12 protein-coding genes are annotated in these 16087 nt (G+C 57.3%); 7 read left to right on the top strand and 5 right to left on the bottom strand.

Features of this window, described 5'->3' with window-relative positions; genetic code table 11:
* Positions 1-233: 233 nt before the first annotated feature.
* Positions 234-1823 carry an RNA repair transcriptional activator RtcR gene (gene rtcR, locus CPA59_RS00065; protein WP_107758461.1) on the top strand — a complete coding sequence of 530 codons (1590 nt, stop codon included), beginning with the start codon at positions 234-236 and terminating at the stop codon, positions 1821-1823.
* 10 nt (positions 1824-1833) lie between these two features.
* Positions 1834-2748, top strand: coding sequence for a ribonuclease Z (gene rnz, locus CPA59_RS00060; RefSeq protein ID WP_049855473.1), 915 nt, complete (start codon positions 1834-1836; stop codon positions 2746-2748).
* Between the two features lie 36 nt (positions 2749-2784).
* Here the strand turns inward: rnz and CPA59_RS00055 are convergent, their stop codons facing one another.
* On the bottom strand, positions 2785-3627 hold the full coding sequence (locus CPA59_RS00055; protein WP_038920694.1) for a 23S rRNA (adenine(2030)-N(6))-methyltransferase RlmJ: 843 nt from the start codon (positions 3625-3627) through the stop codon (positions 2785-2787).
* 359 nt (positions 3628-3986) lie between these two features.
* On the opposite strand from CPA59_RS00055, the gene CPA59_RS00045 reads away from it, so the two are divergent.
* The 5 genes from CPA59_RS00045 (at position 3987) to CPA59_RS00025 (ending at position 9701) form a co-directional block, all read left to right on the top strand.
* Complete coding sequence (locus CPA59_RS00045; protein ID WP_038920695.1) at positions 3987-4271, top strand: DUF2623 family protein; 285 nt, start codon at positions 3987-3989, stop codon at positions 4269-4271.
* Positions 4272-4417: 146 nt separating this feature from the next.
* On the top strand, positions 4418-6460 hold the full coding sequence (prlC, locus tag CPA59_RS00040) for an oligopeptidase A (protein ID WP_107758459.1): 2043 nt from the start codon (positions 4418-4420) through the stop codon (positions 6458-6460).
* Entirely contained in the window at positions 6457-7209 is a 753-nt protein-coding gene (gene rsmJ / locus CPA59_RS00035) for a 16S rRNA (guanine(1516)-N(2))-methyltransferase RsmJ (protein ID WP_038920697.1), read from the top strand. Before prlC ends, rsmJ begins: the two co-directional genes overlap by 4 nt.
* A 195-nt stretch (positions 7210-7404) precedes the next feature.
* Entirely contained in the window at positions 7405-8589 is a 1185-nt protein-coding gene (locus CPA59_RS00030) for an MFS transporter (protein ID WP_107758458.1), read from the top strand.
* A 248-nt stretch (positions 8590-8837) separates the two neighbouring features.
* Positions 8838-9701 (top strand): hypothetical protein, encoded by an 864-nt coding sequence (locus tag CPA59_RS00025; protein WP_107758457.1) that lies wholly within the window; start codon positions 8838-8840, stop codon positions 9699-9701.
* A 128-nt stretch (positions 9702-9829) separates the two neighbouring features.
* On the opposite strand, the gene gyrB is transcribed toward CPA59_RS00025, so the two are convergent.
* The 4 genes from gyrB to dnaA form a co-directional block, all read right to left on the bottom strand.
* Entirely contained in the window at positions 9830-12241 is a 2412-nt protein-coding gene (gyrB, locus tag CPA59_RS00020; protein ID WP_038920700.1) for a DNA topoisomerase (ATP-hydrolyzing) subunit B, read from the bottom strand.
* Positions 12242-12258: 17 nt separating this feature from the next.
* Positions 12259-13344, bottom strand: coding sequence for a DNA replication/repair protein RecF (gene recF / locus CPA59_RS00015; RefSeq protein ID WP_013320098.1), 1086 nt, complete (start codon positions 13342-13344; stop codon positions 12259-12261).
* Between the two features lie 150 nt (positions 13345-13494).
* Entirely contained in the window at positions 13495-14595 is a 1101-nt protein-coding gene (gene dnaN / locus CPA59_RS00010) for a DNA polymerase III subunit beta (RefSeq protein ID WP_033568156.1), read from the bottom strand.
* A gap of 4 nt (positions 14596-14599) precedes the next feature.
* Positions 14600-15988 (bottom strand): chromosomal replication initiator protein DnaA, encoded by a 1389-nt coding sequence (gene dnaA / locus CPA59_RS00005; protein ID WP_174213722.1) that lies wholly within the window; start codon positions 15986-15988, stop codon positions 14600-14602.
* Positions 15989-16087: the final 99 nt, after the last annotated feature.

Genomic DNA, 16087 nt, shown 5'->3' with positions numbered 1-16087 from the left:
AAAACACCCGGGAACAAAACCACCGGCTCCCCCAGCCATCGCCGGATATTCATCCCTTCCTGTGGTGCAACCCCTATGGTATTGCCAGAACCGTGCCAGCCTTTCCCGAACGGAGATAAATTCATTTAATTAACTGATTTATAATATTTTTATTTTCATATTTTTTACCATGCCAATTATTAACCTGATAAAGTAATATCTGAAAAGATAAGGACTTATAAAAAGAGATAAGCATGAAGCGTAGAGTCATGATTGGTGTACTAGGCACCGCACTGGATAAACGGGGGAAAAGGCAAAACCGCTGGAATAGATGGCGACCGACCATCGCGGCTTGTCAGCAGCCGGATTTACCGATTGATCGACTGGAGTTGTTATATCAACCACGCAGTCTTGGACTGGCGCAGCAGGTTCAGGAGGATATAAACCAGATATCACCCTCCACCACCGTCAACCTGCATGAGGTTGAGCTAAAAGATCCCTGGGACTTTGAGGAGGTGTACACCACATTTCTTGACTTCGCCGCTCACTATCCGTTTGATACGGAACACGAGGAGTACCTGATACATATCACTACCGGTACTCATGTGGTACAGATTTGCTGGTTTCTGCTGACGGAAGCACGCTATCTCCCAGCCCGTTTACTACAAACCAGTCCATCAGACCACGACGACGAAACGCCTTCTCCAGCCGGACAGTACACCGTCATTGACCTCGATCTCAGCCGCTATACTGCGATTACCAGCCGCTTTCTGCGGGAACAGCAGGCATCCGTCTCATTTCTGAAAGCCGGCATCGCCACTCGTAATGCCACGTTCAACCGAATCATCGACCATATTGAACAGGTTGCGCTACGTTCTTCCGCCCCGATTCTGCTGACCGGTCCCACAGGTGCGGGCAAATCCTTTTTGGCTGAGCGTATCTATCAGCTCAAGGCATCACGTCATCAGGTCAATGGAAAATTTGTCGCTGTCAATTGCGCCACGCTGCGTGGCGATAATGCGATGTCTACACTATTTGGTCATGTGCGCGGCGCCTTTACCGGCGCGCAACAAGCCCGTGCTGGGCTGTTGCGCGAAGCCGATGGCGGAGTGCTGTTTCTGGATGAAATCGGCGAGCTGGGATTAGATGAACAAGCCATGCTGCTTAAAGCGATAGAAGAAAAACGCTTTCTGCCATTCGGTTCTGATAAGGAAGTAAACAGTGATTTTCAATTGATTGCGGGCACCCACCGGGACATGCCACATTGGGTGGAGAATGGACATTTTCGTGAAGACCTTTATGCACGCATCAATATGTGGACGTTCCCGTTACCAGGGCTGGCCCAACGGCGTGAAGATATCGAACCTAATCTGGATTTTGAGTTACACCGTTTTGCTCAGCAGCAGCAAATCCAGGTCCGGTTTGATAAAGAGGCACGCCAGCGTTTCCTGACCTTCGCCTGCTCGGAGCAAGCCAGTTGGCGAGGCAACTTTCGCGAACTCGGTGCCAGTGTGCACCGCATGGCCACATTCGCTACTCAGGGTCGCATTAACATCGCACTGGTGGACGAGGAAATCCAACGTCTCAGGCAACAATGGCGTGGTAAATCCGCCAGCAACACGTTGCCTGCCGAAATCGGCGAACTGGATATCTTCGAACAATGTCAACTTGAACAGGTTCTGGAGGTATGCCGAAATACCCACAGCCTGTCAGAAGCGGGACGTACGCTGTTTGCCGTCTCGCGCCAGCAGAAAAAACAGCCTAATGATGCCGACAGGCTGCGCAAATATCTGGCTCGTTTCGGACTGAATTGGGACAGCCTGAAAGACACATCGCCGTTATAAAGGATTTTGCATGGAACTGATTTTTCTCGGCACCAACGCGGGCGTGCCAACCAAAGAGCGTAATGTCACCAGCATCGCGCTCGATCTACACGGCATTCGCCCGGCGTTCTGGCTGTTTGACTGCGGCGAGGGCACCCAGCACCAGATTCTGCGCACCCCGGTCAAACCCGGCAAACTGGAGAAGATTTTCATCACCCATCTGCACGGCGATCATCTGTTCGGGCTGCCCGGCCTGCTCTGCTCGCGTTCCATGGCGGGCATCGAGACGCCGCTGACGCTTTACGGCCCGGCCGGGCTGAAAACCTTCGTCGAAACCGCGCTGACGTTGAGCGGTTCCTGGCTCACCTATCCGCTGGAGGTGGTGGAGGTCGTTCCCGGTACGGTGTTCGAGGACCATCAGTTGCGGGTGACGGCGCATGAGCTGTCGCACACCCTGTATTGCGTGGGATACCGTATTGAGGAACGCCCCAAACCGGGCCCACTGGACGTGAATAAACTGGCGGCGGAAGGCGTCAAACCCGGCGCCTATTTCCAGCAACTGAAACGTGGGGAAACGGTGACGCTGGACGACGGACGGGTGCTGAACGGCTGGGATTACGTCGGCCCCGGTCTGCCGGGCAAGTCGCTGGCTGTCTTCGGCGATACCCGCCCGACACCGGAAGCGCTCAAACTGGCCGCCGGTGTCGATGTGATGGTGCACGAAGCCACGCTGGAAGGGGCGATGGCGGAACGCGCCAACGAACGCGGGCATTCCACCACTTTGCAAACCGCCGCCGCCGCGCGAGACGCCGGCGCCAGACGGTTAATTATCACTCACTTCAGCGCCCGCTACGGCCAGGAAGATCTGGAACGGCTGCGTCAGGAATGTCAGACGCTGTTCCCGGCTACCGAGGTCGCGACCGATCTCGCCACTTTCCGGGTATAGCGCCGGGCGGCGCTTAGCGCTTAATGGTATAGGCCGTTACTCCGGCACCACCCACTCGACGCGCGTGTGGCCGGTACCGCCGGGCACCAGCGCCTGATGCAGCCACGGCAGCACGCTTTTCATCTGGGATTCCAGTTTCCACGGCGGATTGATGACAATCATGCCGGAGGCGGTCATACCATGACGGTCGCTGTCCGGCAGCACCGCCAGCTCGATTTGCAGGATATTACGGATACCAGTGCCTTCCAGGTCTTTGAGCAGGCGCTTGATATGCTGACGCAGCACCACCGGATACCACAGCGCGAATACGCCGGTGGCAAAGCGGCGATAGCCTTCCTGAATGCCTTTCACCACCGCCTGATAATCGGTTTTCAGTTCATAAGGCGGGTCGATCAGAATCAGCCCGCGGCGCGACAGCGGCGGCAACTGAGCTTTCAACTGCTGGTAGCCATCCTCGCGCACCACCCGCGCCCGATCGTCACGCAGAAATTCCTGACGCAACAGCGGAAAGTCGGTGGGGTGCAGCTCGGTCAGATGAATTTTGTCCTGCTCGCGCAGCAACTGACGGGCAATCAGCGGCGAGCCGGGGTAATAGCGCAGCTTATCGCCGGAATTATAGGAACGCACCACCTGCATGTACGGCTCCAGTTCCGCCGGAATATCGTCCCGCTGCCAGATGCGGCCAATGCCGTCGAGGTATTCGCCGGTGCGCTCGGCGTGTTCGCTCTGCAACTGATAACGGCCTGCGCCGGAGTGCGTATCCAGATACAGGAACGGTTTGTCCTTCTCTTTCAGCGCGGTAATGATCAGGCTCTGGACAGTGTGTTTCAGCACGTCGGCATGATTGCCGGCATGAAAACTGTGGCGATAACTCAGCATAAAGTGTGGATTTCCGGTCAATGAGGGCGCGTTTGCCGCTAATCGCCATAGTATACCCTAAATAATTCGAGTTGCAGGCAGGCGGCGACGCAGCGAATCCCCAGGAGCTTAGACTGGGGTGAGCGACAACTCTGCCGGGAGCAGATTTGAACGCAGCTCGCTGCGGCCCGTAGGGCGAGGCCCAGGGATGGGCCGAGTAATAAAGCCAACACACCTGCAACTTGAAGTATGACGGGTATATAAACGGTTAGCGTCGCAAAATAACCCGACAATCACTGCGATCCGTCATCCGGTACTGCAATAACGGAGCTTTTTCGATATATAATCGTTTATATATCGACTACCCGGAAACGACCTTCATGAAAAACCACTTTGGCGACGGTATTCTGGCAGGGTTGCAAGCCTCCACGCCGCAATCGATGAGCGACATCCGTCATTACTGCGACGATTACCGCCGCGGCTACGTCTGCGGCTACGCGCATCAACGGGCCTCGCAACGGGGCAGACAACAGGCCGCGTTCGAAGCCGGGCAGTTGTGCCGCCGTTACGGGCTGATGCGCGATATCGTGGCGGAATTCTTTACCGACGTCAGCAACCCGTCGCTGGTGGCATGGTTTTACGCCGGTTATAACCAGTCATCCTGAATCTCTTCGTCCGCGATGCGATGAGTGACGCTTTTTTCCGGCCGGCGTTGCGCACTGGTGGTACTCGTGATTGTGCCCTCGGCCATTGATTTTCCCTTCATTACCCCCCATGTTAAGTCATCATCAACACATTTCAGGACTGTGCCATGACCAATCCATTGCTTTCCTCCTTTACCCTGCCGCCGTTCTCCCAGATTCAGATTGAACACATCCTCCCTGCCGTGCAGGCCGCGCTGGACGACTGCCGTCAGACTGTCGAGCGCGTGGTGGCGCAGCCGGGTCCGTTCACCTGGGATAACCTGTGTCAGCCGCTGGCGGAAAGTGATGATCGGCTGGGGCGGATTTTCTCGCCGGTCAGCCACCTGAATTCGGTCAAAAACAGCCCGGAACTGCGCAGCGCCTACGAACAGTGCCTGCCGCTGCTGTCCGAATACAGCACTTGGGTGGGTCAGCACGCCGGGTTGTACCGCGCCTACCGCGACCTGCACGACGGCGAGCATTACGCCAACCTGAGCGTGGCGCAGAAAAAAGCGGTGGATAACGCCCTGCGCGACTTCGAACTGTCCGGGATTGCGCTGCCGCCGGAACAACAGAAACGCTACGGCGATATCGCCTCCCGCTTGTCCGAACTGGGCTCGCAGTTCAGCAACAACGTGCTGGACGCCACCATGGGCTGGACCAAACTGATTACCGACGTCAACGAGCTGAGCGGTATGCCGGAAAGCGCGCTGGCGGCGGCCAACGCGCTGGCGGAAGCCAAAGAGCAACAAGGCTGGCTGCTGACGCTGGATATCCCAAGTTACCTGCCGGTAATGACCTACTGTTCCAATCAGGCGCTGCGCGAAGAGATGTACCGCGCCTACGTGACCCGCGCGTCCGAGCAAGGCCCGAACGCCGGTAAGTGGGACAACAGCGAGGTAATGGCACAAACGCTGGCGCTGCGTCATGAACTGGCGCAGTTGCTGGGCTTCGCGAGCTTCGCTGACAAATCGCTGGCCACCAAGATGGCGGAAAACCCGCAGCAGGTACTGGATTTCCTGACCGACCTGGCCAAACGCGCCCGCCCGCAAGGGGAGCAGGAACTGGCGCAACTGCGCGCGTTCGCCAAAGAACACTTCGGCGTCGATGAACTGAACCCGTGGGACATCACCTACTACGCCGAGCAGCAGAAACAGCACCTGTATTCCATCAGCGATGAACTGCTACGCCCTTACTTCCCGGAACCACGCGTGCTGGAAGGGCTGTTCGAGGTGGTGAAACGCATTTACGGCATCACCGCCAAAGAGCGTCAGGGCGTCGACGTCTGGCATCCGGAAGTGCGCTTCTTCGATCTGTTTAACGATAGCGGCGAATTGCTGGGCAGCTTCTACCTTGACCTGTACGCCCGCGAGCACAAACGCGGCGGCGCCTGGATGGATGACTGCGTAGGCCGCCTGCGCAAAGCCGACGGCGAGCTGCAAAAACCGGTGGCGTACCTGACCTGTAACTTCAACCGCCCGGTCAACGGCAAACCGGCGCTGTTTACCCACGATGAAGTCACCACCCTGTTCCACGAATTCGGTCACGGGTTGCACCATATGCTGACCCGCATCGATACCGCCGGCGTATCAGGCATCAACGGCGTGCCGTGGGACGCCGTCGAGCTGCCGAGCCAGTTTATGGAGAACTGGTGCTGGGAGCCGGACGCGCTGGCGTTCATTTCCGGTCACTATGAAACCGGCGAGCCGCTGCCGCAGGCGATGCTGGACAAGATGCTGGCCGCCAAGAATTATCAGGCGGCGTTGTTCATCCTGCGTCAGTTGGAGTTCGGCCTGTTCGATTTCCGTCTGCACGCCGGTTATGACCCGGCTAAAGGCGCGCGCGTGCTGGAGACGCTGGCGGAGGTGAAAGCGCAGGTTTCCGTGGTGAAAAGCCCGGAATGGAACCGTTTCCCGCACTCCTTCAGCCACATCTTCGCCGGCGGTTACGCCGCGGGTTACTACAGCTACCTGTGGGCCGACGTGCTGGCGGCGGACGCCTTCTCCCGCTTTGAAGAGGAAGGCATTTTTAACCGCGACACCGGCTTGTCGTTCCTGGAGAACATTCTGTCCCGCGGCGGTTCCGAAGAGCCGATGGAGCTGTTCAAACGCTTCCGCGGTCGTGAACCCAAACTGGACGCCATGCTGAAGCACTACGGCATTCAGGAATGAGGATTGGTTTACTGACCGAAGCCGGCGCCGACCCCGAGGCGCTGGCGGTACTGGCCCGGCGCTGGGGGCTGGAGAACGACGCCGCCGCATCGCTGGCGCTGGTGCTCACCCCCGAGAGGCTGGAACTGCGTAAATGCGACGAGCCGAAGCTGGGCGCCATCTGCGTGGATTTCGCCTCCGGCGCGCTGGCGCACCGTCGCCGCTTCGGCGGCGGACGCGGCGAAGCGGTCGCCAAAGCGGTCGGCATTAAAAAAGACTATCTGCCCGACGTAGTAGACGCCACCGCCGGCCTCGGCCGCGACGCCTTTGTGCTGGCGGCGCTCGGTTGCCGGGTGCGGATGGTGGAACGTCACCCGGTAGTGGCGGCACTGCTGGATGACGGTCTGCAACGCGGTTATCAGGACCCGGAAATCGGCGGCTGGCTGTGCGAGCGCCTGACGCTGGTGCATGCCTCCAGCATCGACGCGCTGTCCGCGATTACCCCGCCGCCGGACGTGGTCTACCTCGACCCGATGTTTCCTCATCGGCAGAAAAGCGCCTTGGTGAAAAAGGAGATGCGGGTATTTCAGACACTGGTGGGTGCCGACGATGACGCCGATGCCCTGCTGGCGCCGGCGCGCCGTCTGGCGAAAAAGCGGGTGGTGGTCAAACGCCCGGACTACGCGCCGCCGCTGGCCGGCGTACCCGCCCAGTCCGCGCTGGAAACCAAAAGCCATCGGTTTGATTTTTATCTGCCGCTGGCGGAGTAACGCCAGGTTCTGGCTGCGCTTTTTAACCGCCGCAGCCAGACACCTTGTTTTCCGCAATCGATCGTCCTGCCGCACCCTCGCTAATTTTAAAACCCTCTCCCATAAAAGATAGACGGCTAACCGTTCTGGCGATATGTTAACCTTATTGCTGAATCCATCCTTGCGCGCCCGCGCATTTAATCTATTAAAATAACGATGAAAATAAATAAGTTACCACTACTGGCACAGGTTTCTGCCGCTCACTGGGTTAGTCATTTTCACATGATGGTGCTGCCGGCGCTGATGCCGTTGATCTCGGCGCAGCGCGGCATCAGTTACGTGGAAATCGGCGTTGCACTCGGCGTATTCAACGTTGTCTCCGCTATTGTGCAGACGCCGATCGGTTTCGCCGTCGACCGCATCGGGCCGCGCCGCACGCTGATCGCCGGGCTGACGCTGGGCAGCCTGTGCTTCCTGTCGCTCGGTCTGTTTACCAGCTACAGCTGGATGCTGGCAGCCATGGCGCTGGCAGGGCTGGCCAACGCGGTCTATCACCCGGCCGATTACGCGCTGCTGTCGCGTGGCATCGTCGAAAACCGCATGGGGCGCGCCTTCTCGGTCCACACTTTTTCCGGTTTCCTCGGCACCGCCGTCGCTCCCGCGGTGCTGCTGGCGGTCGCGTCCGTCACCAGCATCGAATTCGCGTTTGTACTGTCCGGGATATTCGGGTTGCTGACCGTACCGATGCTGCTGGGCGAACGGGAAGCCCGTCCTTCCGCCGCCGCGCAGAATAAGCACAGCCAGGCGCCCAAGGTGGCGGTGTTCACCCTGCCGATTCTGTCGCTGCTGGTGCTGTTTATGCTGCTCAACCTCAGCACCAACTCGATTCAGAATTTCTCGGTTACCGCACTGGTGAACGGCTACGGTATGCCGCTGACCGAAGCCAACCTGGCGCTGACCGCGTTTCTGTTTACCAGCGCCTTCGGCGTGCTGGCCGGCGGCTCGCTGGCGGACAAAACCCGTCACCACGGCATGGTTGCCACCGGCTCGCTGGTCATTACCGCCGTGCTGGTCGCCATCGTGGCGATGTATGCGCTGCCTTCGCTGGCGACCATCCTGATTCTGGCCGTCGCCGGTTTTCTTTCCGGTATTATCGCGCCGTCGCGGGATATGCTGGTGCGTAACGCCTCGCCGGCCGGCGCTGAAGGTCGGGTATTCGGCGTGGTCACGACCGGTTTCAATATCGGCGGCGCCGGCGGCCCGGTGGTGTTCGGCTGGCTGCTGGATCAGGGCCACCCGTCCGCCATTTTTTGGTCGGCGGTAATCTTTATGGTGGTTACCGCCGTGATGGCGCTGGCGCAGGAACTGTACAGCACCCGGCAGCGGATACCGGCAATCTAATAGCGGAAGATTGCATCACTTTGAAAAAATGGCTTTTTTTTGCCAGTCCACTGAGACTTGATTCACCAACTGGAGAATGGAAGCCCTATTTTTTCCAGCAACATGTATCTTGACGCATATACATAGAATTTTATTCGCATGTGCCATAAGATGGTGCATATATTGTCTACGTTTTAAGACTTATGCCTCCAGCGCCCCAATTTATACTCTATCGTATCGCACAGGCAAAAAATAAAGAGGAAGTACCGATGACAGAGTTAGTAGAAAATCAACCAAGCAAGAATACTTTTAATCTTCGTGTCGTTCCCTGGTGGACGGATGGACTCTCGACCTTCCTCAATAATGTTTTTAAATGGTATCCTGCACTTATTGATCACCCGATGCAGGCGCTTGAATTTGGCGGTGGCAATTCAACATTTTACCTACTGGGCAAAGGCATAAACGTTGTCACGATCGAAAGCGATGATGCATACATAAAATTTCTGGTTGATGTATCCAATAGCATCGGATACAAGGCAACAAGCTGTGATGCCAAAGACTTCGACAAAAGCCAATTCTCTAACTTCAATCTTATTGTGATAAAAGCATCCAGCATAGCTGAAACTGATGGCATTATTCATAAGACAAATTGGGATTTTATTATCGATGATGGTATATCCCGAAAAGAAATTTTGCAGGAAATTCAAAATTCATCACTAAATACCATTATTATTCTCGACAACGTCGAATATTGCGCAAACTGGGGTCGTCTGGATAGAAGCAGCGCTAAACCTGATCTCATTAAAGTCTACCGTGGTATATTACGGGATAAAAACTGGCGTAACTATATTTTTGAAATGCCAGAAGGCCGTGGTGGCAGAGGAAGCGCGGATAAGACTGGTTGGGAATCACCGCATCGATGGTTATCCGCTATTTTATGGCCAACCGAACATTTATTTTCAGAACTGATGCTCTCAAATATCGGCATGCCGCTGGTTAATCCTCAAGGTATTGAGGATAAAGATATTGAGAGCCTGGGAGAGCGCTGCCCGTTTGACTGGAAAGAAATGAAATGGCTAAGTACTTCTTTCCCGGAAAAGCTAGATCTCAAGCTGGAAAGGAAATTCGATTAAATTAGAAGTGGCTGTACAAACAGCCACTTTATTTCAAAAAATGAAACCAGCACAACTATCTCTTACAAAGCTCATATCTGAAAAAAAACCCTGTGCGACGACAGGGTTTTTACCATCACGAGTTTCTATCAGATATCAATATTCGCCGCTTTCAGGGCGTTTTCTTCGATAAAGGCGCGGCGCGGTTCAACGGCGTCGCCCATCAGGGTGGTGAACAGCTCGTCGGCAGCGATGGCGTCTTTCACCGTCACACGCAGCATACGGCGGCTTTCCGGGTCCATCGTGGTTTCCCACAGCTGTTCCGGGTTCATTTCGCCCAGGCCTTTATAGCGCTGAATCGCCAGACCACGGCGTGACTCTTTCACCAGCCAGTCCAGTGCCTGCTCGAAGCTGGCGACCGGCTGTTTGCGCTCGCCGCGCTCCACGTAGGCGCCATCTTCAATCAACCCGCGCAGTTTTTCGCCCAGCTGATTGATTTTGCGGTACTCATTGCCCTGCACAAACGCCAGATCCAGCGCATAATCCGAATCCACGCCGTGGGTACGCACCCGCAGCACCGGTTCATGACGCTCGTTCGACTGACGCAGCAGGAAGCTATAAGTACTGCCGTGCTGCTCTTTCTCGTTGAGATAGTGAATCAGCGAGTCAATCCACTGCTGAGCCTGCGCCTGATCGTTCAGCATCGCTTCCGTCAGAGTCGGCTGATAGACCAGCGCATTAAGCAGCGCGCGCGGATAGCGGCGCTCCATACGGTCGATCAGCTTCTGCACGCCGTAGTGATCCGCCACCAGTTTCTCCAGCGGCTCGCCCGCCAGCGCCGGTGCGTGAGCGTTGGCGTGCAGCGTGGCGCCGTCCAGTGCCAGCATGATCTGGTACTGGTCCATCGCCTCGTCGTCTTTGATGTACTGCTCCTGCTTGCCTTTCTTCACCTTGTACAACGGCGGTTGAGCAATGAACACATGGCCGCGCTCGATGATTTCCGGCATCTGGCGGTAGAAGAAGGTCAGCAGCAGGGTACGAATGTGAGAGCCGTCGACGTCCGCATCGGTCATGATGATGATGTTGTGGTAACGCAGTTTGTCCGGGTTGTATTCGTCGCGGCCGATACCGCAACCGAGCGCGGTGATCAGCGTCGCCACTTCCTGCGAAGACAGCATCTTGTCGAAACGCGCTTTCTCCACGTTCAGGATCTTGCCTTTCAACGGCAGAATGGCCTGATTCTTACGGTTACGGCCCTGTTTGGCGGAGCCGCCCGCAGAGTCCCCTTCCACCAGGTAGAGTTCGGACAGCGCCGGGTCACGTTCCTGACAGTCCGCCAGTTTGCCCGGCAGGCCGGCCAGATCCAGCGCGCCTTTGCGGCGGGTCATCTCACGCGCCTTACGCGCGGCTTCACGGGCGCGGGCGGCGTCGATGATCTTGCCGACCACGATTTTAGCGTCGTTGGGGTTTTCCATCAGGTAGTCCACCAGACGGTCGTTCATCAGCGATTCCACCGCCGATTTCACCTCTGAAGACACCAGCTTGTCTTTGGTCTGGGACGAGAATTTCGGATCCGGCACTTTCACGGACACCACGGCAATCAGCCCTTCGCGCGCGTCGTCGCCGGTGGCGCTAACTTTGGCTTTCTTGCTGTAGCCTTCCTTGTCCATGTAGTTGTTGAGCGTACGGGTCATGGCGGCGCGGAAGCCGGCCAGATGAGTACCGCCGTCACGCTGCGGAATATTGTTGGTAAAGCAGTAGATATTTTCCTGGAAACCATCGTTCCACTGCATGGCGATTTCCACGCCGATGTCGTCTTTTTCGGCGCTGAAATAGAACACCTGCGGGTGGATCGGCGTCTTGTTGCGGTTCAGGTACTCGACGAAAGCTTTGATACCGCCTTCGTAGTGGAAATGATCGGCCTTGTTCTCTTCGCGTTCGTCGCGCAGGCGGATGGACACGCCGGAGTTGAGGAACGACAGTTCGCGCAGGCGCTTGGCCAGAATGTCATATTCAAACTCGACCACATTGGTGAAGGTTTCCAGACTCGGCCAGAAACGCACCGTGGTGCCGGTGGTGTCGGCGTCGCCCGTCACGCTCAACGGCGCCTGTGGTTCACCGTGGCGGTATTCCTGACGATGCACCTTGCCTTCGCGGCGGATAACCAGTTCCAGCTTCTCGGACAGGGCGTTCACCACCGATACCCCCACCCCGTGCAGACCGCCGGACACCTTGTAGGAGTTGTCGTCAAACTTACCGCCTGCGTGCAGCACGGTCATGATGACTTCAGCGGCGGACACGCCCTCTTCTTCGTGGATGCCGGTAGGAATACCACGGCCGTCGTCCTGCACCGATACCGAGTTGTCGGCATGAATGGTGACGACAATATCTTTACAGTAGCCAGCGAGCGCTTCGTCGATAGCGTTGTCCACCACCTCGAATACCATGTGGTGCAGACCGGTTCCGTCATCCGTATCACCGATATACATCCCCGGGCGTTTACGGACCGCATCCAGCCCTTTTAATACCTTGATACTTGAGGAGTCATAAGAATTCGACATCAACGTTTCTCGCTCATTTAGTCCTGTGATTGAACGGTTATTTTACCCTGTTCCACGCGGAACATCTTGCCATTTTCGCCCACCATGTCGCTAATCTGCTCAGCGGTAATGGCGCTGACGAACACCTGCGCCTGCGTCGCCTTCAGCCGCTCGGCCAGCAGGCGGCGACGGGTGCTGTCCAGTTCGGAGGCGAAGTCGTCGATCAGGTACAGGCACTTCAGGCCGTTTTGCCGGGTAAGAAACTCCCCCTGCGCCAGCCTGAGCGCGCACATCAGCAACTTGAGCTGGCCGCGGGACAGCATGTCCTCGACCGCCACGCCGCCGGCGCGGATGCGAAAATCGGCCTTGTGCGGCCCCAGCGCGGTATAGCCCAACTGTCTGTCGCGCTCGAAATGGCGCTCCAGCAGTTCAGCGTAGTCGCTCTCTTTGTCCCAGCCGCGCTGGAAGGAAAAACTCAGGGAAAATTCCGGTAAAAACTGAGCGCAGGTGGAACCGATATCCGCCGCGATAGCGGCGCTGTAGTCGGCGCGCCACTGGCTGATGCCCTCGGCTAACGGCACCAGTTCCCGATCCCAGGCGCGTAGTTGCCCGTAATGGCTGACCTGACGCAACGCCGCGTTACGCTGGCGCAAAAGCCGCTTGAGGTTGCTCCAGGCGCTGAAAAAACCGGGTTCGTTGTGAAAACAGCCCCAGTCCAGAAAGGCGCGGCGATATTTAGGGCCGCCGTTAAGCAGGGTAAAGCCTTCCGGGGTGATCAGTTGGATAGGCAGCAATTGCGCCAGCTCCGCCACTTTGTGGCCGTCGCTGCCGTCGATGCGCACCGTGCTGTCGCCGTCGCGGTTCTTGCTCAAGCCCACGGAACGCTCGCGCTCCTGCCCCTCAATACGGCCGTGCAGAATAAATTCGGCCTGCTCGTGGCGAATCACCCTGGCTGCCTGAATACTGCGAAACGCTCGCCCGTGCCCCAGCGTATAGATGGCTTCCAGCACGCTGGTCTTGCCGCTGCCGTTGGCGCCCACCAGAAAATTGAAGCCGGGAATCAGCGCCAGATCGGCCGATTCGATATTACGGAAATCGCGGATAAGAAGACGGGTCAGCGCCATGTTACAACCATTCTGCTTGATTTCTTGCCCAGGCCGGACGTTTTCGCACGCTCACGCCACCATCCCGATAACAACATCTTGATAACAACACGCCGCACCTGATGGCGCGGCGTGTGAAAACGGGCAAAAGCGGACGCCCGCCGCGCGGGATTACAGACGCATCGGCATGACCACGTAGGCCGCCGCCTGACTGGCCGCATCCTCGATCTGGACGCTGGACACCGAATCGGTCAGCAGCAGACGAACGTCTTCGCATTTCAGCGCGTTGAGCACATCCAGCACGTAGCTGACGTTAAAGCCGATTTCCATCTCCGTGCCGCCGTATTCCACATCCAGAATCTCTTCCGCCTCTTCCTGTTCCGGGTTGTTGGCGGTGATCCGCAACTGGTTCTGGTTCAGGTACAGCCGCACGCCGCGGAATTTCTCGTTCGACAGAATCGCCGCACGGGAGAACGCCTGACGCAGCAGGTCGCAGCTCGCTTCCAGCGTCTTGTCCGGGTTTTTCGGCAGCACGCGGCGGTAATCCGGGAAGCGGCCATCCACCAGTTTGGAGGTAAAGATAAAATCGCCGACATGGGCGCGGATATTATTGCTGCCGATCTGCAACTGCAGCGGCGTATCGCCGCCATCCAGCAGACGCACCAGTTCCATCACCCCTTTACGCGGCACGATCACCGAATGCGACGGCAGCGACTGCCCGACCGGCATGGCGCACACCGCCAGACGGTGACCGTCGGTCGCCACGGTGCGCAGTTCTTCGCCGCCGGTTTCAAACAGCATGCCGTTCAGGTAGTAACGCACATCCTGATGCGCCATCGAGAACTGGGTGGCTTCGATCAGGCGTTTCAGCGTCGCCTGCGGCAAGGTGAATTCCACCTCGCTCTGCCAGTCGTCCAGATTGGGGAAGTCCGCCGCCGGCAGCGTGGACAAAGAGAAGCGGCTACGCCCGGAGCGCACCAGCATCCGATCCCCTTCCAGAGTGACGGAAATCTCCGCGCCGTCCGGCAGACCACGGCAAATATCGAACAGCTTGCGGGCCGGAACGGTAGTCGCGCCCGGTTCATGGGGCTGCGTCAGCGCCAGATGCGCCACCATCTCCATTTCCAGATCGGTACCGGTCAGCGATAACCGACCTTCGCTGACCTGCAACAACAGGTTGCCCAGAATCGGCAACGTCGGTCGCCCGCCCAGCGGGCTGCTGACCTGTTGCAACGGTTTTAACAGATGCTCACGCTCAACGATAAATTTCATGATGTTATGACGATAAGGTTCGGATTAAATTGGAAAAATCTTCTTTGATGTCGTGACTTTCCTCGCGCAGCTGCTCGATCTTGCGACAGGCATGCAGCACGGTGGTATGGTCACGGCCACCGAACGCGTCGCCGATCTCCGGCAGGCTGTGGTTGGTCAGCTCTTTGGCCAGCGCCATCGCCATCTGACGCGGACGGGCCACCGAACGTGAACGCCGTTTGGACAACAGGTCGGCCACTTTAATCTTATAGTACTCCGCCACCGTCTTCTGAATATTGTCGATGGTGACCAGCTTTTCCTGCAATGCCAGCAGGTCGCGCAGCGCTTCGCGCACAAAATCGATGGTGATCGACCGGCCGGTAAAATTGGCGTTGGCGATCACGCGGTTCAGCGCGCCTTCCAGCTCACGCACGTTGGAACGCAGGCGCTTGGCGATGAAAAACGCGACTTCGCCCGGCAGGCGAATATCGTTTTCGTCCGCCTTCTTCATCAGGATCGCCACGCGGGTTTCCAGCTCCGGCGGCTCGATCGCGACGGTCAGCCCCCAGCCGAAGCGGGACTTGAGACGATCTTCCACCCCGTTGATCTCTTTAGGGTAACGATCCGACGTCAGGATGATCTGTTGGTTGCCTTCCAGCAAGGCGTTGAATGTGTGGAAAAACTCTTCCTGCGAACGCTCTTTATTGGCAAAAAACTGGATGTCATCGATCAGCAGCGCGTCCACGGAGCGGTAATAGCGTTTGAATTCTTCGATAGCGTTATTCTGCAACGCCTTAACCATATCCTGCACAAAACGCTCGGAATGCATGTACACCACCTTGGCATTCGGCTTGCGGGCCATAATGCCATTGCCCACCGCGTGCAGCAGGTGGGTTTTACCCAGGCCGGTGCCGCCGTACAGAAACAGCGGGTTGTAAGCGCCGCCGGGGTTGTCCGCCACCTGACGCGCCGCCGCGCGGGCCAGCTGGTTGGACTTACCTTCCACGAAATTGTCAAAGGTGTGCTTGGGGTTCACGTTGGAGCGGTAGGTATGCTCGGCCGGCGCCGCCGGGGTTTCCCAGCTCGGGCGCACCGGCGAAGCGGCGCGCGCCTGAGGCGCGGGTACGGTAGCGCTGTGGTGGCCGGCTGGAACGACAACAGGCGTCACCGGCTTGCTGCCGACTTCAAAACGCAGTAACGGCGCATCCATGCCGCAGAAATCATTCAACAGTCCATTGATATTATTGATGTATTTATCGCGCACCCAATCCAGTACAAAACGATTAGGGGCGTAAAGCGCCAGAGTGTTGTCACTCAGTTCCGCCTGTAACGGGCGTATCCACATACTGAATTCTGTGGCAGGTAACTCATCCTGCAAACGGGCAAGACACTGCTGCCAAAGCGAAAGTGACACGGCGGACTCCACTCGAACAAGGTCAATCAAGAAAAGGAACAGACGTTAGTTATGTAACTCATGATTTTTCAGGCACCCGGCTACGCATGGATAAGGCTG

This window comes from Dickeya sp. Secpp 1600, assembly GCF_003049805.1.
Lineage (GTDB): Bacteria > Pseudomonadota > Gammaproteobacteria > Enterobacterales > Enterobacteriaceae > Dickeya > Dickeya fangzhongdai.
This window is presented reverse-complemented; position numbering and strand designations above follow the sequence as displayed.